Origin of the sequence: Mobiluncus curtisii subsp. curtisii ATCC 35241 (assembly GCF_000146285.1) — a bacterium.
Classification (GTDB): Bacteria; Actinomycetota; Actinomycetes; order Actinomycetales; family Actinomycetaceae; genus Mobiluncus; species Mobiluncus curtisii.
This window is the reverse complement of the sequence record NZ_GL385912.1, coordinates 895661-921879: the sequence shown is the minus strand read 5'-3', so window position 1 is coordinate 921879 and position 26219 is coordinate 895661. Positions and strand designations below refer to the sequence as shown.

At 56.7% G+C, this 26219-nt stretch carries 21 protein-coding genes and 1 tRNA gene; 16 read left to right on the top strand and 6 right to left on the bottom strand.

The window, feature by feature from the left end; translation table 11 throughout:
* Nucleotides 1-114 precede the first annotated feature (114 nt).
* The 12 genes from lepB (at nucleotide 115) to HMPREF0574_RS04040 (ending at nucleotide 14126) form a co-directional block, all read left to right on the top strand.
* Nucleotides 115-1014, top strand: a complete 900-nt coding sequence (gene lepB, locus HMPREF0574_RS04095; protein WP_004007431.1) for a signal peptidase I — start codon at nucleotides 115-117, stop codon at nucleotides 1012-1014.
* Nucleotides 1015-1083: 69 nt separating this feature from the next.
* Nucleotides 1084-1935 (top strand): zinc metalloprotease HtpX, encoded by an 852-nt coding sequence (htpX, locus tag HMPREF0574_RS04090; protein WP_004007430.1) that lies wholly within the window; start codon nucleotides 1084-1086, stop codon nucleotides 1933-1935.
* Between the two features lie 60 nt (nucleotides 1936-1995).
* The gene (locus HMPREF0574_RS04085) at nucleotides 1996-3045 is read left to right on the top strand and encodes an adenosine deaminase (RefSeq protein WP_004007429.1); all 1050 of its coding nucleotides are present in this window, start codon (nucleotides 1996-1998) and stop codon (nucleotides 3043-3045) included.
* 171 nt (nucleotides 3046-3216) lie between these two features.
* A complete protein-coding gene (locus HMPREF0574_RS04080; RefSeq protein WP_004007428.1) occupies nucleotides 3217-5826 on the top strand; it encodes a hypothetical protein in 2610 nt (869 codons plus the stop codon).
* Between the two features lie 50 nt (nucleotides 5827-5876).
* On the top strand, nucleotides 5877-7157 hold the full coding sequence (locus HMPREF0574_RS04075) for a UDP-N-acetylmuramate dehydrogenase (protein ID WP_004007427.1): 1281 nt from the start codon (nucleotides 5877-5879) through the stop codon (nucleotides 7155-7157).
* A gap of 252 nt (nucleotides 7158-7409) precedes the next feature.
* A tRNA-Tyr gene (locus tag HMPREF0574_RS04070) sits at nucleotides 7410-7494 on the top strand.
* A 48-nt stretch (nucleotides 7495-7542) separates the two neighbouring features.
* The gene (locus HMPREF0574_RS04065) at nucleotides 7543-9186 is read left to right on the top strand and encodes an MFS transporter (RefSeq protein ID WP_004007426.1); all 1644 of its coding nucleotides are present in this window, start codon (nucleotides 7543-7545) and stop codon (nucleotides 9184-9186) included.
* A gap of 9 nt (nucleotides 9187-9195) precedes the next feature.
* Nucleotides 9196-10500 (top strand): MFS transporter, encoded by a 1305-nt coding sequence (locus HMPREF0574_RS04060; RefSeq protein ID WP_004007425.1) that lies wholly within the window; start codon nucleotides 9196-9198, stop codon nucleotides 10498-10500.
* A gap of 215 nt (nucleotides 10501-10715) precedes the next feature.
* Entirely contained in the window at nucleotides 10716-11141 is a 426-nt protein-coding gene (gene rplK / locus HMPREF0574_RS04055; protein ID WP_004007424.1) for a 50S ribosomal protein L11, read from the top strand.
* Between the two features lie 61 nt (nucleotides 11142-11202).
* Nucleotides 11203-11892 carry a 50S ribosomal protein L1 gene (gene rplA, locus HMPREF0574_RS04050; protein ID WP_004007423.1) on the top strand — a complete coding sequence of 230 codons (690 nt, stop codon included), beginning with the start codon at nucleotides 11203-11205 and terminating at the stop codon, nucleotides 11890-11892.
* Between the two features lie 232 nt (nucleotides 11893-12124).
* Nucleotides 12125-13192, top strand: a complete 1068-nt coding sequence (locus tag HMPREF0574_RS04045) for a DNA cytosine methyltransferase (RefSeq protein WP_004007422.1) — start codon at nucleotides 12125-12127, stop codon at nucleotides 13190-13192.
* Nucleotides 13173-14126, top strand: coding sequence for a HaeIII family restriction endonuclease (locus HMPREF0574_RS04040; protein WP_004007421.1), 954 nt, complete (start codon nucleotides 13173-13175; stop codon nucleotides 14124-14126). The genes HMPREF0574_RS04045 and HMPREF0574_RS04040 overlap by 20 nt, the downstream gene beginning before the upstream one ends.
* A gap of 74 nt (nucleotides 14127-14200) precedes the next feature.
* Here the strand turns inward: HMPREF0574_RS04040 and HMPREF0574_RS04035 are convergent, their stop codons facing one another.
* From HMPREF0574_RS04035 to HMPREF0574_RS04015, 5 genes are all read right to left on the bottom strand, one after another.
* A complete protein-coding gene (locus HMPREF0574_RS04035; protein WP_004007420.1) occupies nucleotides 14201-15028 on the bottom strand; it encodes a 4Fe-4S dicluster domain-containing protein in 828 nt (275 codons plus the stop codon).
* Nucleotides 15025-15960 (bottom strand): TorD/DmsD family molecular chaperone, encoded by a 936-nt coding sequence (locus HMPREF0574_RS04030; protein ID WP_004007419.1) that lies wholly within the window; start codon nucleotides 15958-15960, stop codon nucleotides 15025-15027. Before HMPREF0574_RS04030 ends, HMPREF0574_RS04035 begins: the two co-directional genes overlap by 4 nt.
* Before the next feature lie 76 nt (nucleotides 15961-16036).
* A complete protein-coding gene (locus HMPREF0574_RS04025) occupies nucleotides 16037-17032 on the bottom strand; it encodes a dimethyl sulfoxide reductase anchor subunit family protein (protein WP_004007418.1) in 996 nt (331 codons plus the stop codon).
* A gap of 2 nt (nucleotides 17033-17034) precedes the next feature.
* Nucleotides 17035-17673 (bottom strand): DMSO/selenate family reductase complex B subunit, encoded by a 639-nt coding sequence (locus tag HMPREF0574_RS04020; protein WP_004007417.1) that lies wholly within the window; start codon nucleotides 17671-17673, stop codon nucleotides 17035-17037.
* 11 nt (nucleotides 17674-17684) lie between these two features.
* Nucleotides 17685-20228: a DMSO/selenate family reductase complex A subunit gene (locus tag HMPREF0574_RS04015; protein ID WP_004007416.1), complete on the bottom strand. Its 2544-nt coding sequence runs from the start codon at nucleotides 20226-20228 to the stop codon at nucleotides 17685-17687.
* Nucleotides 20229-20368: 140 nt separating this feature from the next.
* Between HMPREF0574_RS04015 and HMPREF0574_RS04010 the strand changes: the two genes are divergently transcribed.
* The 4 genes from HMPREF0574_RS04010 (at nucleotide 20369) to HMPREF0574_RS03995 (ending at nucleotide 24432) form a co-directional block, all read left to right on the top strand.
* A complete protein-coding gene (locus HMPREF0574_RS04010; protein WP_236585819.1) occupies nucleotides 20369-21055 on the top strand; it encodes a TetR/AcrR family transcriptional regulator in 687 nt (228 codons plus the stop codon).
* A gap of 445 nt (nucleotides 21056-21500) precedes the next feature.
* Nucleotides 21501-22022: a 50S ribosomal protein L10 gene (rplJ, locus tag HMPREF0574_RS04005; RefSeq protein ID WP_004007414.1), complete on the top strand. Its 522-nt coding sequence runs from the start codon at nucleotides 21501-21503 to the stop codon at nucleotides 22020-22022.
* A 107-nt stretch (nucleotides 22023-22129) separates the two neighbouring features.
* Entirely contained in the window at nucleotides 22130-22519 is a 390-nt protein-coding gene (gene rplL, locus HMPREF0574_RS04000) for a 50S ribosomal protein L7/L12 (protein ID WP_004007413.1), read from the top strand.
* A gap of 218 nt (nucleotides 22520-22737) precedes the next feature.
* Nucleotides 22738-24432 carry a methyl-accepting chemotaxis protein gene (locus HMPREF0574_RS03995; protein WP_004007412.1) on the top strand — a complete coding sequence of 565 codons (1695 nt, stop codon included), beginning with the start codon at nucleotides 22738-22740 and terminating at the stop codon, nucleotides 24430-24432.
* Between the two features lie 72 nt (nucleotides 24433-24504).
* On the opposite strand, the gene brnQ is transcribed toward HMPREF0574_RS03995, so the two are convergent.
* A complete protein-coding gene (gene brnQ, locus HMPREF0574_RS03990; protein ID WP_004007411.1) occupies nucleotides 24505-25953 on the bottom strand; it encodes a branched-chain amino acid transport system II carrier protein in 1449 nt (482 codons plus the stop codon).
* Between the last annotated feature and the right edge of the window lie 266 nt (nucleotides 25954-26219).

Sequence of the window (26219 nt, the reverse complement as noted above, 5' to 3'; positions counted from 1 at the left end):
CTCAATCGCCTTCCTGCAAAGATTTCTCAACCGAGGGCTGGCAGAAACCCCGGATTAGCCCAAATTCTAATCCTGAGACGCATTCCTCGGTAGTCAAACGGTAGGATTGAGGGCGTGAGAAAAAAGACGCAGCGGACCGAGGGGACTGGTGACCCTCTCGAGCTCGCCACGGTGACCCCCGATACGACACGGTCGCACACTCACCGCGGCAGGGCTAAAGACTCGCCGTGGTGGCTAGACCTGGTCGTGGGAGTTGTTGTCGCCGTCATCTTAATGGCGTTGGCAAAAGCGTTCATTTTTCAGTTTTTCGTGATTCCCTCCGAGTCGATGGAAAACACCCTGATGAAGGGGGATCGAATCTTTGTCTCTAAAATGAAGAACTTTCAGCCCGTCGAACGCGGTGACATCGTAGTATTCGAGGACCGCCACGACTGGCTCCCCGACGAGTTCAAGAACGACAACCCCACCGGTTTTGCTGCAACCTCGTTCGGACAGGCTGTTGATAAAGGACTGCGCGTGCTGCAGCTGAAACCTGAATATCCCGGAGGATACCTGGTGAAACGAGTCATCGGGGTCGGGGGAGACCACGTGACCTGCTGCAGTGCCCAAAACCAGATTGAGGTTAACGGCAAAGTTGTGGAAGAGCCTTACCTGAAAAAGGGCGCGAACCTGATGCCGGTACCTTTTGACGTGACAGTGCCCGCCGGCAAGTACTGGGTGATGGGGGACAACCGAGACAATTCCGGGGATTCTCGCTACCATCAGGACGACAACAACCACGGGTTTGTGGATGAAGAACAAATCGTCGGACGCACCATCCTGCGCTACTTCCCGGTGAACAGGGTGAAAGTTTTTTCCAATCCCGGACTCAACCAGCTGCCGCGCGTGACGAAACAAGCACCCCCTCCGTCTGAACCACCGTCCTCGCCGCAACCTCCTGCCCCCGCAGCTGTCTCGCCCGGTGCCACCTCCGGTGCGGAAGTTTCCCCGCGGGATTCAAAAGACAACCAATAGCGCGAAAATTCGTACCGTAGGCGGATACTTTCCGGCGAGAAGTAGCTCACTTATCGTTACAATCAAACCGTGAAGAAACATTTTAATGGCTTGAAGACCGCAGCTCTGATGGGAATCCTGTGGATGGTACTGTTGGCAATCGGGGCTCTGCTGGCGCGCGGCACCGGAAACGGCATGTGGATAATCGTGTTCGGAGCCATTGCTTTGATTCAAACCGCAGTGGGTTACTGGAATTCAGACAAAATTGCGTTGCGTGCCATGAACGCCCAGCCGCTCACCCCCCAACAAGCCCCCGAACTGTACTCGATGGTACAGGGCTTGTGCCAGCAAGCCGACCAACCCATGCCGGCGCTATACCTAGCCCCGACCCAAACCCCCAACGCTTTCGCGACCGGGCGTAACCCCCAACATGCCGCCGTCTGCGTCACCCAGGGCATTTTGGACATCTTGGAACCCCGCGAACTGCGGGCGGTGCTGGGGCATGAGCTCATGCACGTGTACAACCGGGATATTCTCACTTCCTCGGTGGCAGCGGGTTTGGCAGGGGTCATTACCTCAATAGCCCAGTTTGCCCTGTTTTTCTCAGGGCGCGATCGAGAAAACGGGGGTGCGGTTGCCAGTTTACTGCTCGCCTTGGGAGCCCCGATTGCGGCTTCCCTGATTCAGCTGAGCATCTCCCGGACCCGCGAGTTTGACGCGGACGAGGACGGGGCGCGCCTCGCCAATGACCCGCTGGCACTGGCTTCGGCGCTAAAGAAGCTGGAGACCGGAGTGGCGCGCGCTCCGTTAGCGCCCACTCCACAGCGCCAAACCGTGTCTGCCATGATGATTGCTAACCCGTTTAGGATGCGCAACTTGTTCTCCACCCACCCCCCGATGGATCAGCGCATTCGGCGTCTGGAAGAAATGGCGGGATATTAATCCCGAGTCCTCGTCGACTTCGGGGCGAAGTTTCCCCCGGCGCGAAAAACCCCTAGATTAATGACTGTGAGTGAACCAAAACGGGATTTGCGGGCTTTGCCCAAAGCGCATCTGCACCTGCACTTCACCGGAGCGATGCGTCCCCAGACACTGCTGGAACTGGCTCGGGAAAGCCGACAGCGTCTGCCGCGTTTCATGGGAGAAGGCGACCCGCTACACGTCCCGGCTGACGAGCGGGGCTGGTTCCGCTTTCAGCGCTCCTATGACTTGGCACGAGCCCTGGTGCGCTCCGAAGCGGTGATGCGTCGCATCGTGCGGGAAGCCGCCGAGGACGACGCCGCCGAAGGCTCGCGACGTTTAGAGATTCAAGTCGACCCCACATCTTATGCCCCCTGGGTGGGCGGACTGACCCCCGCCCTGGAAATCATCCTGGACGAAGCGAAAATTTCCACTGCCGCAACCGGGGTAGAAATCGGGGTCATTGTGGCGGCATCTCGCACCCGCAACCCGATGGACGCCCGGACTTTGGCGCGTTTAGCTGCCCGCTATGCGGGCGACCAGCCGGGGGAAGTCATTGGATTCGGGCTCTCCAATGATGAACGCGCCGGTTCCACCCCCGACTTTGAGCCGGCGTTTCGTATCGCTGCCAGGGCAGGGCTCGCCAGCTTTCCCCACGGTGGGGAACTGCGCGGTCCGGAACATATCGCCCAGGTGGTGCAACACCTGCATCCTGCCCGCCTGGGGCACGGCGTCAGGGCGGCGGAACAACCCGACCTGTTGAAATCGCTGGTTGACCACGGTATTGCCCTGGAAGTGTGCCCGACCTCGAACGTATCCCTAGGGGTGTATTCCACCCTCGCCGAAGTTCCCCTGCGCACCCTGTTCCAAGCCGGTGCCACGATTGCGCTGGGGGCGGATGACCCGTTGCTGTTCCGGTCGCGGCTGCTGGACCAGTATGAATCTGCCCGCCAGGCGTCCGGGTTCACCGACCGGGAACTGGCGGAGTTGGCAGCGGGTTCGATTCGGGCGTCCCTGGCCAGCGCGTCAACCAAAGCAAAACTGTTGACCCAGGTTGATTCGTGGCTCAAAGGTTCAAATTCTGGGAATTAAACGGGTAAAATCTGATAATGTTTGCTCTCCGAGACGGTGACGAGTTGGCTGGATGCCTCGAGCTGGTTTGGGGAGTGCTACACAGGAAATGGCAGGAAGTCGTTTGCGGACAAAACCGCAGCTCTCGGCTCTATGAGAAACATCTAGGATTACCAGCGGTAAGGCGTCAAAGTGTTCGATGATTGGCTAACCTTCCCCTCTAATGGGGTGGCGTGGGCATTTCAGGTCTTTACGAAATACGGACCGCTGCCGGTTCTGCTGGCGATTTTTATCCTCATGGTTCCGCTCCGACCCCAGGTCCCCCGCGCCATGCCGATGCACCACCGGCGAGCTTTGATTCAAATGGGCTGGACTTTCCGCGTCGCCGTATCTTTCGCCCTGATCGCCGTGATGTTCAGCCCGGCTGTCCTGATTAGTATGTATAACTCGGGGTTGCTTTCCGAAAATGCGTTTAACTCCATGAATACCATGCTGGTGCTGGTAATTGGGGTGGCTTTCCTGGTGCCGTACCTGTTGATGATTCACGTGTGGTTTCCCCGACCCCTAAATTGGATACCGAACCACAACTGGGTCATCAGTCCGCGCTTCCGGATTCGCGCCTGGATGGTGTATATCCTCATCTGGATAGCGACGGAAATCATGCTGGTAGTCGGGGGAGTCGTATTCGAAAAGCCCAACGCCTCGATTTCGGGGGAAGAAATCATGGCCTCGGCAGGATACTACCTGATAGAAGGCGCAATCTTCCTGAGCATGGCGATATACATCCAGTACCGGATTTCTTGGCGCAACCCCGTTCCGGGGGTGCCCCTGGCGGTGGACATGGCGTTGCGCCGCGAGGACTTGAACAATGTGCAAAAGTTTTGCACGTTCATTTTGGGGGCAGGAGTGTCGCGGTGCCTGCAGTTCCTGGCGCAACTGCAATACGAAAGCGGTCCGTTTGCGATTTCGGCTGTCTCTCTGTTGTTGAGCTGGGCGGTATCTCTCAGCTCCCTAGCTCTCGCTTGCATCCCGACCTGGTGGTTTATGCGCAAACTGGATCCGTCCCGGCGGCTGATGAAAGAACTGAAAGTCGAGATACTCAGCGATAAACGCGACCCAAAACTGTTCACCTTGGAAAACTTCCGGAATATGTTGGACTACAACGAGGACGAACTCATTAAAGGGTCGGTCCCCCAGCCCAAGAAAAATTATTTCTTGACCGTGCTGGACAATCCACAAAAGGACCTGCTGACGGCGCCGGGTTCCGGTTCAGCCCCCGAGGAAGTCGCCCAAGCCTTCTCATATATGGCAAAAGTGGCGGCGCGTGCGGGGGTTGGGTTGAGTCCGGAGGAACGTCAAGGGCTGGCAGAGATTCGCCAAGCTGTGCGCGAACTGGTGGAACACCGCGTCGCCTTGAACGAGGGCGTAGCCTCCAGCTTGATTCCGGTTGACCCTGCCATCGTGCGGGACCCGAACAGTAACCCTGGAGAAACTGTCGATTTACCAGAAGAACACGAGGAAGAATCCGCAAATCTGGATTCGGGCTTGGCAAACTTATTGGGACAATCCGTCAACGACACCGCGGTCGGTTTGGACTCACAGACTTTGCAGGAGTGGGGCGAGTTTTACAAAGAAAAAGACGCGATGGAGCGTCAGGAAAAGGCTTGGGAAAAGCAAAAAGAGATGCAGGAACTAGCGGTCAAAACTTTTGGATTCGATCCTTATGCCTACGACCCCTACGGTTATGCCAACCCCTACGGCGGGTACGGCAACCCTTACGGAGACTTCGGGATGGACCCTTATGCGCAGCCGTATGTAGACAGCTACAGCTATGGGACGACCAGCCCTTACGCGGATTTATATGGGGACCCCGGATACGCTGACCCCTACGGTGGATACGGTTTTGACCCCTACGGTTACAACGGGGGATATTGGCAGATGGATCCCAGCGCCGCGGAGGCCTACGGGGCATACCCCTGGGGTTGGTCCGGTGGCACGCCGACCATTCCCGGCGGGCAGCCCTACGGTTACCTGGACGCGGGCGGGACCAATGGAGTCCCCGGAGAAGTTCCCGGCAATCCCGTCGCCCCTCCGGATTCCGGTTTTGCCGCGCCGGGTGTACCGAACGCGCCGGGTGCGCTAAGTGTACCGAACGTGCCGGTAGAACCAGGCGCGCCGACACCTCTGCCGGCATCGGGGACGCCGGGGATACCGATGCAGACAAACACGCCACTGCCGGGAGCTGCCACGACAGGCGCGATGCCGGGAGGGAACGCTCCGCTGCCAGGCACGCCATCCCCACCGCAGGCACCAGCGGTACCTGAGAATCCCGCCCTCCCGGCTGACCTTGTGAATCCTGCCAATCCCGCCACGCCGGAAAATCAATCTGTTCCGGGCTATCCCTTTGTGGCGCGAACGATGGAAGGATATTCCACCGTGGGTGCTCCCGTAGCGCCGTCCCTGCACCCGCTGGTCAACGCGGGACAGCTTGGTGCGCAAGTTGCAACCCCGCAGGTAAACCCGGTATCGCTGGGCGCGCAAGGGTCCGGCGCGCCGGTTAACCCTGGTCAACCGGTTCCACCCGCGGACCCGCGATTCGTTCAAAATCCCGGCATGGTGAACGCTGCCGGACCAAACCAACCTCATCCGGCGCAACCTTATGCCCCGGCAAACGCGGAAACCGCCGAGGAAACTATCGACCCGCGGGCTGTGTACCCGCCGACCTTTGCGAAGCCGCGACCTGCCCCCAGACCATACGAAGAATTCGTCGAGGACGAAGCCGAAATCGAAGAGCTGCCCTAAGCGGGGCGGTCCGAACCAGGTGGTAGGGTTTGGGCGTAAGGAGACGTAAAGTGCGATTGGCAGATTTGTGTACTTTGCGCGTGGGTGGAGCCGCGCGCCGATTTTTGCACAGCCGGCAGCGTGACGAACTGATTCAGGCGGTTACGCAGGCAGATGCGGCAAGAGAACCGCTGCTCTTTCTGGGTGGTGGGTCGAACCTGGTGCCAGTGGATGGGGATTTTCCCGGATTGGTGCTTCGCGATGGTCGCGAGGACGTGCAGGTATTTACCCTGGCAGAGTTTCGCGATTTGCGGATGGGCGGTACTGATTCGGCGCATACTGCAGAACCTGGTCCTGACTCGCATCCGGGCGGAGTAAACTCATCGGACAGACCTCAGCAGCGCCCTGGTGCGTCCCGAGACTCCCACGCCGCCGCGGTCGTGGCGCAAGCTCAGGAGCTGGCCGCTGCCACTCCCTCGTGCGTATTTCTCAGCGCGTCTGGCGGGCTGGCTTGGGACCGGCTGGTGGAGTTTTGTGTGACGCAAGGGTTTTCCGGGCTGGAGGCGCTGAGCGGAATCCCCGGTGTGGTCGGGGCAGCGCCCGTGCAAAATATCGGGGCATACGGTGGGGAGGTCGCGGACTGTCTGCTGGGAGTCACCGCGTGGGACCGACAGGAGCGCCAGCTGGTGTATTTACGTGCGGCAGACCTCCGGTTCGGCTACCGGGATTCCCTGCTGAAACAGTCTCGCCTGCAGGTCGAGGCTGATTCCGGGACACCGCAGTTCGCTCCGGCGCGTCCCGGCACAAACCCTGCCACCGGACGCTGGATTGTGCTGGAAGCTGATTTTGTCCTGCAGCGCGGCGGGGGCACCCCGGTCAGATACGCTCAGTTGGCGGGGGCGCTCGGAGTGCCGCTGGGCACGGTCGTGCCGGCGGCGCAGATACGCGCAGCGGTGCTGGAGTTGCGGCGTTCCAAGGGCATGGTTTTGGATCCCGCTGACCACGACACCTGGTCAGTAGGGTCGTTCTTTACCAATCCGATATTGCCGACCGCGGAGGTGGCAGCTTTGGGGTTGCCAGAGGACGCTCCCCGCTGGGAGACGACGCTGCCGGGGGGTAGCGGGCAGGCGGGAATGAAACTATCTGCCGCCTGGCTCATCGAACACTCCGGCATTTCGAAAGGTTTTTCCCTGCCGGGCGCAGGCGCGGGTGTCTCGACGAAGCATGTCCTGTCGTTGACGAACCGCGGCAACGCCACGGCCGCGGACATCACGGCCCTGTCCAGCTATATCATTGCCGCGGTGCAGGGGATTTACGGGGTTACCCTGGTGCCCGAGCCGGTCATTTTGTAATGCTCCGCGAGCGGTCGCAGATACGCATTACTCGGCACGAACGACCGATTTCGCCGCGCCTGATCAGATTCTTGACAGCTTAAAAATGCGCCCACCAGCAGTTTTATAAACATCACTACGAGCGTGACTGTGGAATTCAAGTTGAAATCGGTCGTTCATGCAATCGCCTCCGTAATCTACAAAACTCTGCTCTAGCGATGTTTGCGAAAATAGCGGCGTATCTGGTAGTCTAGTTGGGCGCTTTCAGCGTATGGCGGGTTTCCCGAGTGGCCAAAGGGGACTGACTGTAAATCAGCTGCGCAATGCTTCAGGGGTTCGAATCCCTTACCCGCCACCATCACTTTATTCTGGGTTATTTTTACGGCACAGAAATTTCAGGCGACACATGGCAAAAAATACTGAAGTCCCCGATGAAAACGGCGAACTTTTAGATGAAAACGAAAGCCCGCAGGTTCTCCACCAGGCTGATAATGGCGACCCGCGGATTATCACTGTCCCCGGTTCTTCCAAGAAATATCGCACTTCGCTGATACTGGTTGTGGTCCTGATGGGACTGGCTCTGACCCTGCTGCAAGTCTCCACCGTGAACGTTGCCCTCGCGGTGTTGCCCGATTCTATTGGAGCCAGCGCACAAGAGGTGCAGTGGGTTATTTCCGGGTATGCCCTGGCTATTGGACTATCGATGGTGCCGATGGGGCGTATTGGCGATTTGTTTGGCAGGTCGCTCCTGTTCGTCATGGGTCTGGCGCTATTTTCCCTGTCCTCATTCCTGTGCGCCATCTCAACTTCCGGATCCATGCTGGTGTGGATGCGCATTTTGCAAGGATTTGCCGCAGGTATCTTTAGCCCCCAGACTGCGGGAATCATTCAACAGTATTTTTCGGGTCAGGCTCGCGCGCTGGCTTACGCTCTGATGGGGCTGGTCGTCTCCGTCACTGTGGCGCTAGGACCGATGCTGACAGGTCTCTTGATTGCAATTTTTGGCAGGGAAGAGGGCTGGCGGTTAGCTTTTTCCATCAACCTGCCGCTGGGTCTGCTGGGGGTGGCTTGTGCGATTCTGTGGCTGCCGTTTAAGCGGGAACGCATCTTCGCGCGTCGCGCCCGCATCGAGGCTTTGGAAGCAGACATCGCCCTCGCTACCAAGTCTGGCAAGAAAGTCCCGAAACGTCCCCGCGTCGACCTTGACCCAGTGGGGATGATTTTGCTGGGGGCAGCAGTCATCGGCATGATGTTGCCTTTCGTCACGACCGGTTCTCTGTGGCGTTTCATCCTGATTCCCGCGGCTTTCGCGGTGCTGGCCGGCTGGGTCTGGTGGGAACGAGCCTACGAGGCGCGAGGACGCTACCCGATGGTGAGCTTGCGGCTGTTTAAGATTCCCTCCTACAGTTTCGCCAGCGCAATTGGTGCTATCCAATTTTTGGGTATGCCCTCTGTGTATGCCATCAACGCCATGTTCTTGCAAAACGGTTTCGGTGAGACTGCCCTGATTGCCGGCCTCAGCGGGATGCCCGGCGCGTTTCTATCCGGGTTGACTTCCATCGTGGTGGCACGCTACACCATCAAACACGGTCGGAGCATCCAAGCCTGGTCGCTGGTGATAATGCTGGTGGGCGTGGTACTGACCGCGGTAATGGCGGTGCTGTTCGCCCGTGGTGGTTCCGTGTGGCTCATCAGTGTGGGGCTGGCAGTCCTGGGCTTTGGGTCGGGTTCTATGGGATCGGCGAACCAAACGCAGGCGATGCTGGAAGTCCCGCCATCTCGAGGCGGTATTGCCGGGGGTATTCAGCAAACCGGACAGCGCATATTTACTGCTATCGGAACGGCGATTCTCACCGGGGTGTTCTTTAGCGCCACCGCGGGATTGGAAACCACCACGCCAGGAGTGGACCTAGCGGTGGCAAACGCCTGGAGCCACGGCTATGTGCTGTCTTTCGCGGGGTGTACGGGATGCATAGTGATAGCCCTGGTGGTAGCCATAATCTTTGTTTTCTTTCCTCGACAGCCGCACCCGACCGCCGCGAAAAAATGAAGGTGAGACATGAACGCGAAGCCACAGAACTCTGCAAACGTAGGGCCGGAAATCTGGCACGACCAAAAACGCATGTTCCCGCCGATGGCACTGGGGCTGTCGATGGCAGGTTTTTACGTCACGGCTGCCGGTTCTCTGATTGCCACCCTGTCCCGAGATCTCGGCGTGAAACCGGAGGCGCTTAACTGGCTCGGTGCCGCCTATGGTTTTGGCATGTTGGTTTCGGGGCTGCTGGCACCCTGGGTGATGCGCAATGGACCGGTTTGGTCGCTGCGGCTGGCTCCGCTGTTGGTCCTGCTGGGGACGTGTCTGGTAGCTTGGAGTCCCTCGATTACGGTCAGCCTGGTGGGGGTGACTTTGGCTTGTTTGGGAGGCACCACTGTTTCGGCAGGGGTCGCCGGCACTTTCGTGGGTGTCGAGGGGACGAAATACATGTCATTGACTGTCGGGATTTCCTCGTCGGTGTCAATCGTGACAACGGTGCTTTTTGCCCTGGTAGAACGCGTCTTTCCCGGTTTTGGTCGCATGGCGCTGTGGTTCGTCCTGGTGATGGCAGTGCCCACTTTGGTATGGGGCTGGAAGCTCCCGGCGGTGCCGTTCCGTCAGGTATTGCAAAAGGGGTTGAGTGTGGCAATCGATTCGGTGTCCGCAACTGGTGAGGGGCACGGCGACCCGGCCACCACCCCTGCTGCGGACGGACACCGCGACCAGACGGGCACTTCTGGCGCTGCCGCCGACTCCGGAGTCCCTCCTAGGGGCAGCGTGAAGCCCTCCAGATGGCTGGTTACTTCCCAAATCATGAGGCTCGGGCTTACTGCAGGAGTCGAGTTCGCCATGTACGCTTGGGCGGTGACGCGCCTGCGAGAATTGGGGGTTGAATTGGCGCTGGCTTCGGGTTTGGCGACCGCATTTGCCGTCGGTATGGCGGTGGGGCGTCTGGGTGGGGCTGCCTTTGCTCGCCGCTATTGGGCCTGGTGGGTGTTTGTGGGCTTAGGATTTTGTGGCACAGTCGCGGTCGCTTTTGTGCCTTCAATCGCGGTGGCAGTAGTTGGTTTGTTTATCACCGGCTTGGGTGTGAGCTGTCTGTATCCCATCAGCGCGACTGAGTTTTCCGGGTTGCCGGGGGTGCAAAAGCAACATGCGGCGGCGGTCATTAGTTGCCTTTCCGGGACTGGTGCTATCGTGACACCGCTGCTGCTGGGGGTGCTGCTGGCAGCCGTGGGTCTGCACTTTGGATTCCTGGTGCTGCTGGGGCTTTACGTGTTGATGGTCTTCCTGCCCCGTCCCTCTGCCGCGCATCTGGGAATTGGCTAAATTGGTGCAAAAGCCGGGGGAGCGTTAGAATATTTCCTTGTGCGTCTTGATGGCGCGCACCTTTTGCTGCCTATAAACGGGTAGCGTCCCGCGGGGAAACCGCCGTGGGAGAGGACACAGACCGAGTGGAAACCGTGTCATCACGATTTTCATGAAGTTAAAAGAGTTTGGGTGGAAACCTCTGGTCGACACCCCTATTGAAAAGGACCCAAAATATGGCTAAGAAAAAAGTCATCGGAGTTATCAAGCTCCAGATTCAAGCCGGTGGGGCAAACCCGGCACCGCCGATTGGCCCGGCACTGAGCCAACACGGCGTAAACATTATGGAATTCTGCAAGGACTACAACGCCAAGACTGAATCGATGCGCGGCTCCGTGGTTCCGGTAGAAATCACCGTTTACGAAGATCACAGCTTCGACTACGTGCTCAAGAGCTCGCCTGCCTCCGAGATGATTCGTAAGGCTGCGGGCGTTCCGAAGGGTTCGGGCACCCCGAACACCGTCAAGGTCGCCAATCTGACCTGGGATCAGGTAGAAAAGATTGCTTCGGAAAAAATGCAAGATCTCAACGCTAATGACATCGAGGCCGCAAAGAAGATTATCGCGGGCACCGCTCGATCCATGGGCATCACGGTCGGTTAATCGTCAAAACTGTGGAGGGGCTTAGTGTTTGCCCACACCACGACTGCGTAAGGAGCAGAACATGAAACACGCCAAGAAATACAACGAGGCCGCGAAGAAGATTCTTCCCGACACTCTCTATCCCATTGATGACGCATTCAAGCTGGTAAAAGATACTTCCCCCGTGAAGTTCGACGCGACCGTTGAGGTTGCGATGCGTCTGAACGTTGATCCCCGCAAGGCTGATCAGATGGTGCGCGGCACCGTTTCTCTGCCTCACGGCACCGGCAAAACCGCTCGGGTCCTGGTTTTTGCCGTAGGTGATAAGGCTGCAGACGCTGAGGCTGCGGGCGCCGACGAGGTCGGTGGGGACGAACTCATTGAAAAGGTCTCCAAGGGCTACACCGACTTTGATGTCGCCGTGGCGACGCCCGATTTGATGGGCAAGGTCGGTCGTTTGGGTAAGGTGCTCGGTCCGCGTGGTCTGATGCCGAACCCCAAGACCGGTACTGTCACCATGGATGTGGCGAAGGCTGTCAAGGACATCAAGGGTGGTCGTATCGAGTTCCGTGTCGACAAGCACGCCAACCTGCAGTTCATTGTCGGCAAATGCTCGTTTGAGCCTGCCAAGCTGGCAGAGAACTTCCGGGCGGTCCTGGAAGAAGTCCAGCGCCTGCGTCCCTCGACTATCAAGGGTCGCTACATTACGAAGGTCTCTATCTCCACTACGATGGGTCCCTCTATTCCGCTGTCCCTAGCGACCAAGGAATAGTTAATATCTTCCTTGTGGGGTCAAGGGTAACCTTGACCCCACAAGGTATTTAATGAGTATGGAAGGAAGGTGCGTGATTAGGCACCCATCCGGACGCTTGATAGATTGAAGTTGAGGATTTGCGCTGTCCGGCAGGGGATAGCTAAACCTGTAAGTAACGTCGTAAACGGCGCATAGTGGGATGATTCGTAGGTGAGCTTGGCAACGCTTATGGTAAATGAGGACAAATGGTATGAATGTAATTAGCTTGTTTAGCGGGTGTGGGGGGCTTGACCTGGGATTTGAACAGGCCGGCTTTAACATACCGGTAGCTAATGAATTTGATCCCACAATCTATGAAACCTTCAAAGCCAATCATCCGCATACGCATCTCATTGAGGGAGACATCAGAGGGGTTACTATTGAGGATATAGCGCCCTTTGTTGATGGTGAAGTTGATGGCATCATCGGTGGTCCGCCCTGCCAGTCTTGGTCTGAAGCTGGGGCTTTACGAGGGATTGAAGATGCTCGCGGGCAGCTGTTTTATGATTACATTCGCATTTTGAGAGAATTCAGACCGAAATTCTTTCTGGCAGAAAATGTCAGCGGAATGTTGGCAAACCGGCATAGTGAAGCTGTACAAAATATAATTACGCTATTCGAAGAAGCCGGATACGATGTTACTTTGACGATGGTCAATGCGAAAAACTATGGGGTTGCCGAAGAACGAAAACGTGTATTCTATATAGGATTCCGAAAAGATTTAAACATCGATTTCGTGTTCCCCAAGGGGTCCACTGAGGATGATGCCAAAAAAATTACCTTGCGCGATGTGATATGGGATTTGCAAGAAACGGCTGTCCCCGCGGCAGAGAAAAACCGTCACAATCCTCAGGCAGTTAATAACAATGAATACTTTACCGGGGCATTCTCGCCAATTTTTATGAGTCGGAACCGAGTTAAAAATTGGGATGAGCAAGCGTTTACCGTGCAGGCATCGGGTCGCCAATGCCAACTGCATCCGCAGGCCCCGAAAATGGTCAAATTTGGTCAAAATGACTGTCGCTTTGTCGAAGGCAGTGAGAATCTCTATCGCCGCATGACAATACGAGAAGTGGCGCGAATACAAGGGTTCCCCGACGATTTCAAATTTATCTACAAAGAGACAAATAATGCCTACAAGATGATTGGGAATGCCGTCCCCGTTAATCTTGCTTTCGAGATTGCCACCGCAATCAGGCTTTTCCTGACCGGGAGAGGCCACGAAGTTAAAGGCATTGCGCCGAAAGGTAAAAAAGCTCATGGGTGCAAACAGCAATGATCACGGACGCGCTTATGAGTATGCCTGGATAAATTCCTTATTCAAGACACTTCACCACACTAGGAATACCCAAATTGCACATAATTCTAGCTTCTATGCAAATCAAAGTGCCTGGAATCAAATTGGCGGAGATATGCGCGAAGTGTTCCAGCTCTCCGCTGATTCCGCAGTAGATGCAATCCTCCAGCTAGAACCCATGTTGAGTGAGGACAATCCAGATGTGCTCACGCTAGAGTTTCAACCTGACCGTGCTGGAATACAGGGCGATGTTAGAGACATAGTTATAAAACGGGACGCTATTGAGTGGGAAATCGGTCTCAGTGTAAAGCACAATCATGAAGCGGTTAAGCATAGCCGTCTCAGCCACAAATTAGACTTTGGCAACGAGTGGTTCGGCATTCCCTGTAGTCAGAGGTATTGGGATGACGTCGAGCCGATCTTTACCTGTCTGGCGGCTAAAAAAGCTCAAGGTCTTAAGTGGTCCGAAATTCGCGACAAAGACACAACGGTTTACGTACCTCTGCTTCAGGCATTTATCGACGAGCTGTACCGAGCCTATACTGCTAACCCTGACATGCCGCAAAAAATGGTTGAGTACCTCATTGGTACGAGAGACTATTACAAAGTCGTCAGCCATGACCGCAGCCATCTCACCATCATCAGCACGTTCAATATCCATGGTACATTGAACAGACCTAGCGCGATTACTGTAGCCACAATATCTGCACCTATAGTTGAACTTCCTACCGAGCTTGTGACCCTAAAGTTTAAACAGGGTAGTACCAACACTGTAGAAATGTATTTAAACAATGGTTGGCAGCTCAGTTTCAGGATCCATAATGCCAGCTCTAGGGTTGAACCCAGTCTCAAATTTGATGTGCAGTTTATCGGTATGCCTGTTTCGGTACTAACCATAGAGTGCAAATGGAAATAGTGACATGCTGCTGGTGAATGCCGTCAACTGACGGTGCAATTTTCTAAACCAGATTTCCCGGAGGTTCTGATTTCCTAACGGGGCATGAGTGACCCGAAGGGGTGGTCCTGGCGGAATGCGCAGAGGGGACAGAGCTCGCCAGCGGTAGCGGGAAAACGGCTACGGCACGAGGGACAAATCTTCGTTTTTACTTCGGTCAGGGTTTGGGTGGCTCCGGTGTGGATTTGTGACCAAGTGGGGTGACCTTGCGCTGTCAAGGTGTGTTCCGGGCATAGCTTCAGGCAGGCGCCATCGGCTTCACAGCGAGCCAAGTCTTGCGTGAGGGCGAGCACATCCGCGTCCTCGGGGTCAGGTGTCAGAGATAAAGCCTGGTGTGGGCAAGCAGCGACGCACACCCCGCAGACGCTACACTTGCCAACCTGCAGTGTCCACGCTGGTGGCAGGTCCGACGGCGGCTCAGATACCCCCAACAAGGCAAAAGCCTGCGCGCTGCGTTCTTGCCAGTTGGCGTGAAGATCCAGGGCACAGGTGGTGGATAGCCCTAGGAACGACCGGCGCGATACCCCCAGCTGCGAAACCTCAACCCATTTTCCAGCGAACCTGCCCTGGTGGGGTGTCTCCCATCGGCGCAAGCGACCGGGGAAAACCACGTCACCGAGCTGTAATAGCCGCCCCAAGCCCTCACCTCGTGAGCACGGCACAAAGGCAATCTGACTCACCCCTAGTGCCAGAATCTGCGCGAGGGAACCCAAAGGTGCCCCGCTCCAGCAGGCATCGTAATGCAGCGCGCACACCCGGCGGGGTATGCGCGGCAGGGGGCTGTGATCGCAAGCCAGAACCAGAGTTTCGGGGACTTCCCCCGCGCTCAAATAGCGCAGCAGTTCGAGCAGGGAGTCTTTCATAAGGATGGGGTTTCCCCAGTGCGATCAGAGCGGTTTTCGGGGCTGTCAGGAGTGCCTGGTTCGCTCGAAGTTCCGGAATCACCGGGCAGTTCATGGCGGAGACGTGCCGCGGTGCTCACCGCGTCGCGCGTTACCCCCGGCACGCCGGGGTCACCAAACTTACCCGTCGCAACTCCCTTGTGACCTGCCGTAATACCTCGATAGGGGGCAGCGAACCCAGACGTAACCTCCGCGGCGGGAAGCAGACCCCGGGTCGACAGGGTCACGCACCAAGACGCGAAGGCAGCGTAGCTCAGGGCTTCGACCCCCTGCATCCAGGCAGTTTGCGCCTGGACCTCGGCTTCGCGCAGAGTCGCGGGAATCCACCGCAAAGGATGTTCGCGAATGAAAGCTACCACGATGTCGCGCACGCCGTGGTAATCCTCAATCCGCCCCGCATCTAGCGCCGACAGCATCCGTTGGCAGCCCTGAGACAGAAAGGCGAACTCCAACCCGAGGTGGTCATCCGGTTCGGTATGCAGCTGGGGAGCCCGCAAACCTAGCTGGGAGTAGTACCACCGGACTTGAATCGTCTCGGTATCAAACACCAGCTGTTCCTCGCCGACGTGGACAGACTCAAAGGGTGAGACTCGGGCGGTGGCAGAAACTCCATAAAGAAAATCCTGATCCATGCGAATCGTGGAGTCCTCTTCGTGGCTTTCCCAAGAGCGTTGCAGCAGGTCGGTGCCGCGAGTGAGGGCAGCGTGGGCGTCTGCGTGGAGGCTAGCCAGCTCCGGGTGGGGGTTAGGTTCGTTCCAAAAGGGCCAGTCTGACAGGTTCGTATAGACCTCGCGGCGGGTTTCCGGAGTTGCGTGGCCAAGGTGCAGCCGGCCCAAGACCAAAAAAGACGCGGCAAAAGTATCGAGAGAGGGCGCGTCGATTAGCTGACTCATGGGTATCTTCCTTCTGTAATAAAGCGTGGCTCCCGGTAATGCGCCGGGAGCCACCGAGGTTTCTCTAGGACCCCGGTTAGGGTGCGATAACGTGTTGCACTGTATTCAAGCCTACATGCCACAAGCCTTCGTAGTGGACGGCTCGACCCATCAGTTCACTGATGAATGCCAGCAGCAGCGACCCGCACAGCAGGACCGTCAGAGTGGTAGTGGGCTGTGAATGCAAACGAATCTGGGTGAACGCAAACACACCCGCGCCAACGACCGCGATACCCAGCAGGATCAGACGGCAGGTCAGGAAACCACCCGAGATAACGTCAGCTACGTGAGCTGCCGCCCCACCCTGCTGATGCAGACCCAACAGGTAGGCAGGGTAGGTAATCATGATGATGATGCCGCTGGCAGCCGACACAATGGTGAGGATTTGCATCGCGGAATGCACCAGCGACTTCAGATCATCGCTGATTTGACCGACTGCCAGATGCTGACGCCAGTCTTTCCAGCTCTCGGGAGCAGACACCGTATCGGTCGCAGACAGTGCCTTTTTCCACACCAGCAGCAGGCTCAGCGCTACCGCGAGCGGACCGGTCAACAGAGCCGAGGCAAAGAAGAACACGGGAATCGCGGGAGTATGCCACGCCGGAATAGTTTTGACGGTGCAATAGACCCCACTCATTGCCGCCAGCAGAGCCAGACCGCTCAGCGCAGTGAGGACTGCCAACGCGTCACGGAGGGTTCGGGTCAACCACTTATTCCACTGGCATGCCGCAAAGACGAAGCCGAAACCGCCGAACAGTACCCCGCTCAACAGTTCGCGGCTGAGCCAGGAGGAGCCGACGTGCAACAGCGTAAATGGCGCATGGAACGGGTCATTCAGGTGGAAAAATGCCGCAAAGAACCCGAGAACCAGCAGCGGTCCGACTGCGAACAGGGAGGTGTCAGTCACCCGGTCAATGGATTCACCAGGCAGTTTGCGGAGCCTTCCGAGCAGCTGGACAAAGCCCAGAGCCCAAAAAGCCCCAATCGCCATCTGGGCGATGACGGTAAACAGAATCATAGGGAGTTCTTCCATTTTCAGATCTCCTTCGGGTTGGTGATTTCGCCGGTGGCTTGGTCCCACGGTTCCGCGTCCCGGTGCGCTTCGATGACCAGGTGCGGTTCCGTCAAGGACGGGTCGGGCAGGGGAGCGATACCGTTGAGGTTGCCGTGTTTCTTACGGAGTTCGTCGATGGGACCCCACTCCAGAGCCCGGGAGGGGCAGGCCGCGACGCACGCCGGGTCTTTGCCCTCCGAGCGATAGTCGTAGCACAGGTCGCACTTTGACATGTGACCAGTCTCCGGGTTGAGCTGGGGCGCGCCGTAGGGGCAAGCCCACTGGCAGTAGCGGCAGCCCACGCATTTCGACTCATCCACATACACGGTGCCATCCTCGCGGCGGCTCATCGCGGTGGTGGGGCAAACCTCCATGCAGACCGGGTATTCACAGTGGTTACAAGAAATGGAGACATAGTAGGCAAACACTTTCGGTTGGAAGGTGTTGCCTTGGACTTTCCAGGTCCCGCCGGAGTATTCCGCGACTTTGCGCCAGTGTACGCCCAGCGGCAGGTCATGCTTGTCGATACAGGCAATCTGGCAGGCCTTGCAGCCGTTGCAGCGGGTCTGATTGAAATAGAACCCGTACTTGGCGCCAGCTTTGGTGAAGTTTTCAGCCATGATATGTCCTCCTAAGCCTTCTCAATTTCCACGGTGATGGTATGTACCGCGTTGCCGTGCGCCAAGGGCGAGGGGTGCAGCGAGGACAAAGTGTTGGTGTTTCCGCCGATGTCCACCGGAATATCCGGATTGGCGCCGGCTGGAGGTTTTACCTCGGAGGCATCGACCGGGTGATACCAGGCTCCCTGCGGTAGGGAAACCACTCCGGGGGCAATGCGGGGAGTAACTTTCGCTTCAATTCGCACGGTGCCGCGGTCATTGTAGGCAAACACCAAATCGCCGTTCTTGATTCCGCGAGCCTTGGCGTCAATCGGGTTAATCCAGATGGTTTGCAGGTGGGCTTCGCGCAGCCAGTCCACGTTTCCATACGTGGAGTGGGTCCGACCCTTAAAGTGGTGACCGATGCATTGCAGCGGATACTTGCCGGTCATGGCGGCTGCCGGTCCGTCCCAAGTCTCGACGTACTCGGGCAAAGGCACCAGCCGGTCGCCTTCAGCTTTTTCGCGGAAGGCGTCAAAAGTCCACTTGGTAGCCATCTGTTCGATGCGCTGGGAATAGATTTCAATCTTTCCGCTGGGCGTCGACAGGGGGTTAGCCAGCGGGTCCGTGCGGAAGTCTTCCATCGAGACAATCGGTCCTTCGTAGCGACGGTAGACGCCCATCTTTTTCCATTCCTCGTAGGTGGGCAGTTCGGGGTCATCCTCCCGCGCGGTGTCAATGGCCTCTTTCAGCCAATCTTCGCGAGTCTTGCCCTCAGTGAAGTCATCCTTTACACCCAGGCGGTCAGCCAGCTCGGTGCAAATCGTGTAAACGTCCTTGCACTGATACAGAGGCTTGATGGCTTGGGAGGAAACAATCCCATACGCCATCGGTGCGCCGTTTTCCCCGGCATGATAGTCGCATTCCTCGGCGGCAGAAGTGCCAGGTAGGACGTAGTCAGCGTATCGGCAAGACACCGTCATCTGAATATCGCAATCGACGATGAGTTCGCACTTGGATTCGTCTTGGAGGATTTTCACCGAAGCGGCGTTTTCCCCAGTTTGGTTGACCAGCGAGTTTCCGCCGTATTGCCACACCATCTTAATGGGGACATCCAGCTTCGTGTTGGTCGGGGTGCCGTTGTCATCTACCGGGACTTTAAAGTCACGCGCTCCCGGCTCGGGCTTTTCCATGACCCCCGAGTTGAACGTGTCCATTTTTTCGCCGTGTTCAATCGCGTCCAGCCAGGAGAACACCGAGATAATCTTCATCGACGGGTTTGGTTTCGAGCTGGTCAGATTCTTGCCGACTCCCAGTCCGGGTGAGGACTCTCGAGCTCCGTTACCGCCGCCGGGGACGCCCACGTTGCCGGTCGCGCAAGCCAGCAGGAAGATGGCGCGCGCGGCGTTTTCGCCGTTGGCGTGGCGTTGCGGACCCCACCCCTGGGTGATTGCGCAGGGCTTTGCGGTGGCAATTTCACGAGCCAGTTGGCGGATGGTTTGTTCCGGAACTCCGGTGATGGCAGAAGCCCACTGGGGAGTTTTTTCGACGCCGTCCTTTTTGCCTTCGATATAGGCGCGGTAAGACGCATTCGCAGGAGCGCCGGGAGGCATGTGGGCTTCGTCGAAGCCGATGCAATAGGTGTCCAGGAAGGCTTGGTCGTGCAGGTTTTCCTCCAGCATGACGTGAATCATGCCTGCCACGAGAGCCGCATCCGTCCCCGGACGCAATGCCACCCACTGGTCTGCTAGGTCAACGGCAGTCTCGGAATAGCGCGGGTCGATAATGATGGTGCGCACTCCAGAGGCCTTTTTTGTCTCCAGCGTGGTGAAGGTCAGCCCGCCCCCGCTCATGCGGGTTTCCAGCGGGTTGTTGCCAAACATGACCTGCAGTTTCGAGCGTGCCGCGTCATCGAGTGAGTTAGAACCGAACCAAGACCCATAAAAGTACGGGTAGGCAGTGGTGATTTCGGTGGTGGAGTAGTCGGAATAGTGATCCAGGTAGCCACCCCAGCAGTTCATCAGGCGGGCAAAGGCGGTCGCATCCGGGGGCCACGAGGTAGACACGATAGATCCGAGGGTGCCGGTGCCGTAGTTGATGTAAAAGGCTTCGTTGCCGTACTTCGCTTTGATTTCTTTCATCTTTTGGGCGATTTCGTCCAAGGCTTGCTTCCAGCTGATTTCGACCCATTCGCCAGCACCACGTTTCGTGCCGGGTTTACGCTTCAAGGGCTTCTTCAGCCGATCCGGATTGTATATCCGGTGCCGAATGGAGCGACCGCGCACGCAAGCACGCACGGATTGCGAGCCGAGTTCGTTCGTGCCGGTGTCGTCAGGCAGAACTCGTACTACCCGACCGTTCTTAACCTGCAGCTGCAGTGGGCAGCGCGAACCACAGTTCACGGTACAAGCCGACCACACCAGCTTGGTGTCGTCAGATGCAGCCGCGTTTGCCTCCGAAGAGCCCGGAAGGGAGCCTTCCACGCTCAACAAGGTGGCGGTTCCCGCAGCCACACCGGACCATTGTAAAAATGACCGTCGGGAGATTCCCGAGGGGGTTTCGCTCTGATGTGCCATAAGTGTTCCTTTTCCGGAGTTGAAATGAAGTCACTTTGCTTCGGGAATTATATTACGCCCTATTGGACAGGTGTTCAATAGGGTATTGTGTTATTCTCATTTTGTTTCGGGCTGTCTCAGGGTTGTGCCACAATGCTTTTGTGGCGAGAAATGAGCCTTTGAACTTTCCGAGTGGAGAAGTAGTGATGGATCCGCGCTATGCCCGCGCGCGAGCCAATCTGAATGAAGCCATTTTGCGTCTCTGCGCCACGCGGGCTCCAGAAGATGTCTCCGTGTCAGAACTAACGAAAACTGCGGGCGTGTCTCGAGGGACGTTTTACGCTCACGCCTCCAGCCCCGCCGAACTTTTAGCCAAGTGTTTACTGGCAGAAATCCACGAGTTCTTCCCGGCTATCGGTCAGCTACTCCGTGCCAGCCGGGAAAACTACCTGTTGCGCTGGCGCGAAATTTATATCGAGCTGCTGGAGCATATTGCCAGTCACGCCGAAGTCTACGGGCATATTTTCCTCGACGTGCCCTCGTCGGGAACGCGCGGCTATTTCAGCGACTATTTTCACCAATACCTGCGTCGCTACGTCCTGGATTACGTGACTTATTCCGGAGAAAACAACGGTGAGCTTTGGATAGAGATGGCTGCCGAGCAGCAGGTGCAAAATACTTTCGTAATTATTCGCTCCTGGCTGCAAAACGAAATGAAAACCAGCCCGGAAGTCGCCATTAATACTTTCATGAGTCTGGCTGCCCCCTGGCAGTTCACCAAGTTCGACCAACCCGGTACCACTTTAAACCGGCGGCGTCACGCCATTGAGCAGCTTCTGCACCCCTAGCGCGGACACGAATGACCGATTTCAACACAGATTCAGGGTTATCTTCATCTCTCGTTTTGGTAAAAATGCAGGTGGTGGCGATTTCGCTTTCGTGAAAGGGATGTTCGGTGGGGTGAAAACGGTCGTTGGTGCCAAGCATTCCACTAACTCCAGCAACCGGAGTTGCCTAGTGGCAAGCTCCGCGTGCAGATACCGTAATTTGGCTCCAAGCGGGCAATGTGCTAGCCTGAACGAGCCTAAGACCGCCGGTCCGAACGGATAATTCAGCGATAGCTGAGCCTGCGCAGGAAACGATAAGCGAATCATGAACGGTACCCACCGACCTTCTGTGGCAATAAAACCCAGAAAACGGACGGAAACCCTATCTGTACGCCCCGGCTCTTGCGCGCGGGGCTTTTTTATTGCCCGAATCCCGTGCAGCCGGCTAAAAACGGAAGGAGGGCTCATGGCAAGGCCTGATAAAGTCACAGATGTGCAGTCTCTCGCGGCATCCGCGAAGGACTCCGCCGCTGTTATTTTGACCGAATACCGTGGTCTGACCGTAAAGCAGATGAAAGAGCTGCGTACCTCGCTCGGTACGGACGTGCGTTACTCCGTAGCGAAGAACAAGCTCGCGAAGCTGGCTATGAAGGAAGCTGGGCTGGAAGGTCTCGACGAATACCTCGTGGGACCGACCGCGATTGCTTTCGTTCCTGCCGATGGCGATGTCGTTAGCGTCGCTAAGGCTCTGGATACCTTTGCGAAGGAAAACAAGGCGCTGGTTTTGAAGGCTGGCATCATGGACGGGGAAATCCTCGACACCGATGCGGTTAAGAAACTCGCTTCCCTGGAATCCCGCGAAGTTTTGCTGGCGAAGTCCGCTGGATTGCTCAAGGCGCTGCAAACTCGCGCTGCCGGGCTGTTCCAGGCTTCGGCCTCCAAGACGGTTCGTACCATCGACGCCTACCGCGAAAAGCTCGCGGCCTAAGGCGCTTTACTTTAGACCTAGATTCAAAGAAAAAAGCGCTCGCATCAGCGAGAGCGACGCCCGGTGTGCAGGAATCACCAGGTGGATAAACCGAAAGGATGCCAAAAATGGCGAAAATGACTGTTGATGAACTGATCGACGTGTTCAAGGATATGACCCTGATTGAGATCTCCGACTTCGTGAAGAAGTTCGAAGAGGTCTTTGACGTGACCGCTGCTGCTCCGGCTGCTGTAGCCGTGGCTGCTGCTCCGGCTGCTGGTGGCGACGCTGCTGGTGGCGAAGAGCAGACCGAATTTGACGTCGTGCTCGAGAACGCTGGCGCCTCCAAGGTTCCGGTTATCAAGGTTGTCAAGGCTCTGACCGGTCTGGGCTTGAAGGAAGCCAAGGACCTGGTTGATGGCGCTCCCAAGGCCATCCTCGAAGGTGCCAAGAAGGAAGACGCTGAAAAGGCCAAGGCTGAACTCGAAGAGGCCGGCGCTACCGTCACCTTGAAGTAGTCACATTTTCGGAGTGCGCGGCACTCCGAAAACCGTGATTTGATAGTACATATAAAGCAAGCACTGCACGGAATTGCAGTGCTTGCTTTATATGTATGTGGTTAATTTTTTGAAATAAATAGCAAAGCGTTGCAGTCGGGTTATTATGAGCTATCGGTTATGCCATGATATTGCTCGCGCCGTGACTTTATTACGGGCCGCGCAATAAAAACTGACCGATGGTAAGAAAAATAAAGTCTAATAATCCAACAATCAACGATAGGAATTACGCTATGGAATCAGGAAGTTCTGAAGCGCCAGCAAAGAGGGTAAGCACAAAGATTCAGCGAAACTTATTTTCGAATCTAAAGCTGTCTGCCAAGTTCACCACCGTTATTGCTGCCTTGTTGGCACTGATGGTAGTGCTCTCGGGATACTCTATTGTGAAACTCAACACCCTAGGCGATGACGCGGACCGCTTGCTGGCTGTCAGCCAGTTCTCGCGGTCAATGGCAGCCATGGATGCCACCCTGATTTCGACCCGTTCTGATGTGTTGCTAACTTTAGGCTTACCTACTCCTGCCGAAAAGAATAAGTTCCATGAAGCGTTCAAGGCTAAACAATCCGATGTGGAAAAAATGCGTCAGGAAATCACTTCTAACCCCATCGCGCAAACTGTGCCAGAACTCGATGAATACTTTGCCGCAATCGACCACTGGCAAAAGGTATTGGAAGACGAACTGGTATCAGCCGCCCTTGTGGACGACCGTGCTCTCTACTCGCAGCGTCTCCAGGGTGAGTCGTATCAAAATGCGCGCCAAGCCTATTATGATGCCTATAACACCATCACCGAACGCTTTACCGCGCTGGAGCGGGAGCGGAAGGCCGATGTGGACTACACCCGGCTCAGTTCCATTATCATCATCGGCATATTGTTGGCACTGGCGTTAGCAATCGGATTGGCACTGGGGATATTGCTGTACCGGGTCATAAGCCGTCCGCTACAGCTGGTTAATGATGTCGTCGCGGCGATGGGTCACGGTGACCTCACGCAACGCACCGCTTATGAAGCCCGCGACGAAATGGGTTCGATTTGCCAGGGAATGGACCGCTCGGTCACTGAAATCGGCGAGTTGATTACCCAGTCTGCGAGCTTGACTGGCAATGTCAATGCCACCGCGATGGATTTGGCGCGGGAAGCTGATGAGTCTGCGGCGGCAGCCGTACAAGTGCGTTCCGAAGCCGAATTGGTTAGCAACGCTGCGAATGAAGTATCCCAGTCAATTCAAACCGTTGCTGCCGGGGCAGAAGAAATGGGTGCCTCCATACGCGAAATTTCTGCCAATGCTAACGATGCTGCGCGCGTCGCAGGTGAGGCTACCGCGGTTGCGGCAGAAACCAGTCAAGTGGTGGAAAAGCTGGGCGAATCTAGCAAGGAAGTTGGTGAGGTCATCCGTGAAATCACGGCTATTGCCGAACAAACTAACCTGTTGGCCCTGAACGCGACCATTGAGGCTGCCCGCGCGGGCGAAGCCGGTAAAGGCTTTGCCGTGGTGGCAGGGGAGGTCAAAGATCTCGCGGCACAAACAGGGGCCGCTACTGAAAATATTGGTGCGCGAATCACTCAAATCCAGCAGGATACCGAGGCTGCGGTCAGTGCCATTGAGCGGATTTCAGTGATTATTTCCAGCATCAACGATTACCAGACCACAATCGCTGCCGCGGTGGAAGAACAGTCTGCCACTACCAACGAAATGTCACGTTCCGTTCAGGACGCGGCCGCTGGTGCCGGTCAGATTGCCGAAAATATTGCCTCGGTGGCTCACGGTGCAGATAATTCCTCGGCAGCTTTGCGACGAATGGTAGACCAGACCAAAGAGCTGGCAAACCAGTCAAGAGGTCTGCAAACAGAGATGGAAAAGTTCCGTTTCTAACTCACCGCCGTTTGATTTAGGTAAATGTGTGGGGCTCTGCCGGTCGGCAGAGCCCCACACAGACATTTAGATTTAGCCTTCGACAGGCAGGTCGTCTTTCTCTGAGTCCCGGTCGGGAATCCCGGTCGGAGTCTGGGACATCGGCAATTTGGCCACATCAATGGGGTGCAGCAGGTCAATGGCGATACCGACCGCGACCCCAGCGAGAGCGGGGGTCAGCCAGCCCATCTGCACGTCGCCCAGCGGAAGGACATGCAAAACATCTTGCAAAGCCTGCTGCCAGCCGGTGACGTGCTCCCAAGCCGGGAGCTTGAAAGTAGAGATGGCTTCAAAAATCCCGATTAGGGTGGCTACCCAGGCGGAGAGCCGGTAGGTCCAGAACAGCTGGCGTTTCATGGTGTAATCCAGCAGGGCGATCATAATCAGGCAGATTGCCGGAGGATAGGTCGCCAACCCAATCGTCACCACGATGGCGAGGATGTTCTCGAGACCCAGATTAGCCACCAGCAGGGAAATCACCACGTGAATCGCCAGCATAGCGGAACGGTGTACCTTCGGGAGCAAATCGCAGAAGTACTGAGTTGAAGCTCCCATCAGCCCGGTAGCGGTGGTCAAGCATGCCAGGAACACGATAATCGAGAACAGGCTTTGTCCGATTGGTCCGAAAATCATTTGCGCCGCCAAGGACAGACCGGCTGCCGGGTTAGCAATCTCCTGATCCGCTACGCGGGTACCCACAAATGCCAAGCCCGTGTAAACGATAGCCAGGGATGCTCCCGCAATACCCGCAGTAAAGGTCGTCGCCCGGAACACGGAACGCTTTTCGTTGTAGCCGTGAGCGTGCAACTGGGTGATGATGACCACCCCGAACACCAGGGATGCTAGAGCGTCCATCGTGCCGTAGCCGGTAATCAACCCGGCAGTAAAGGGCGAAGCCTGATAGGACGGATTGGGGTGAATCGTTTCGACACTGGGCAGTTTAAACATGGCGATGGCAATCATCACCAGCAGCAAAATCAGCAGCGCCGGGGTCAGGTACTGTCCGATGCGGTCCAGCATCCGATCGGGGCGGTTCAACAGAATCAACACGATGGCAAAGAAGATCAGCGAGTAAATAAACAGCCCGACGTGATTCGCGGCGTTATCCCCGGTCTGGGTTCCCAAGCTGGTCAAAGGGCGGATAGCCATCTCCCAAGACACGGTAGCCACGCGGGGCATCGCGTAACACATTCCACAAAACAGGAATACCGCGACGGTCAAAATCAGCCCCGGAATGTGCCCGATGCGGTCGGCAATTCGCCCCGCGCCGTAAGCGTCGGTGGACGCCGCCATCATCCCTGCCACGGGGAACAGCACGCCTGTCAGCAAAATGCCGATGACTGCGGGAATTACATTGGCGCCCCCGCTGACGCCGACTTGGAAGGGAAAAATCAAGTTGCCCGCGCCGAAAAACATGGCAAACAGGGCAAACCCGGAAATTAAAAGGTAGGTGTCGAAGCCTTTACGGCTGGGAGAATTCATACTATGACCTTCCTTAATGGTGGCAAACTATTTAGACTTTCTTGGGAATCAAGCCTAGCACAAGTCGGATTTACCACGTATTTCCCGGTTTTTCACAGATATTTCAGGGTTTCTGCACCAAGGCGGGTCGGGGGCGGGGGGAATCGTGGCAGTACACGGTCGTGGCAGGTCGGAGTTCCGCGGGATACCGCCGAAGGCTGTGCCCGAGGGGATGTTCATAAGGGCGTTCACAAGGGCATTCGCAAGGGTGCCGGTGAGCACTGCGG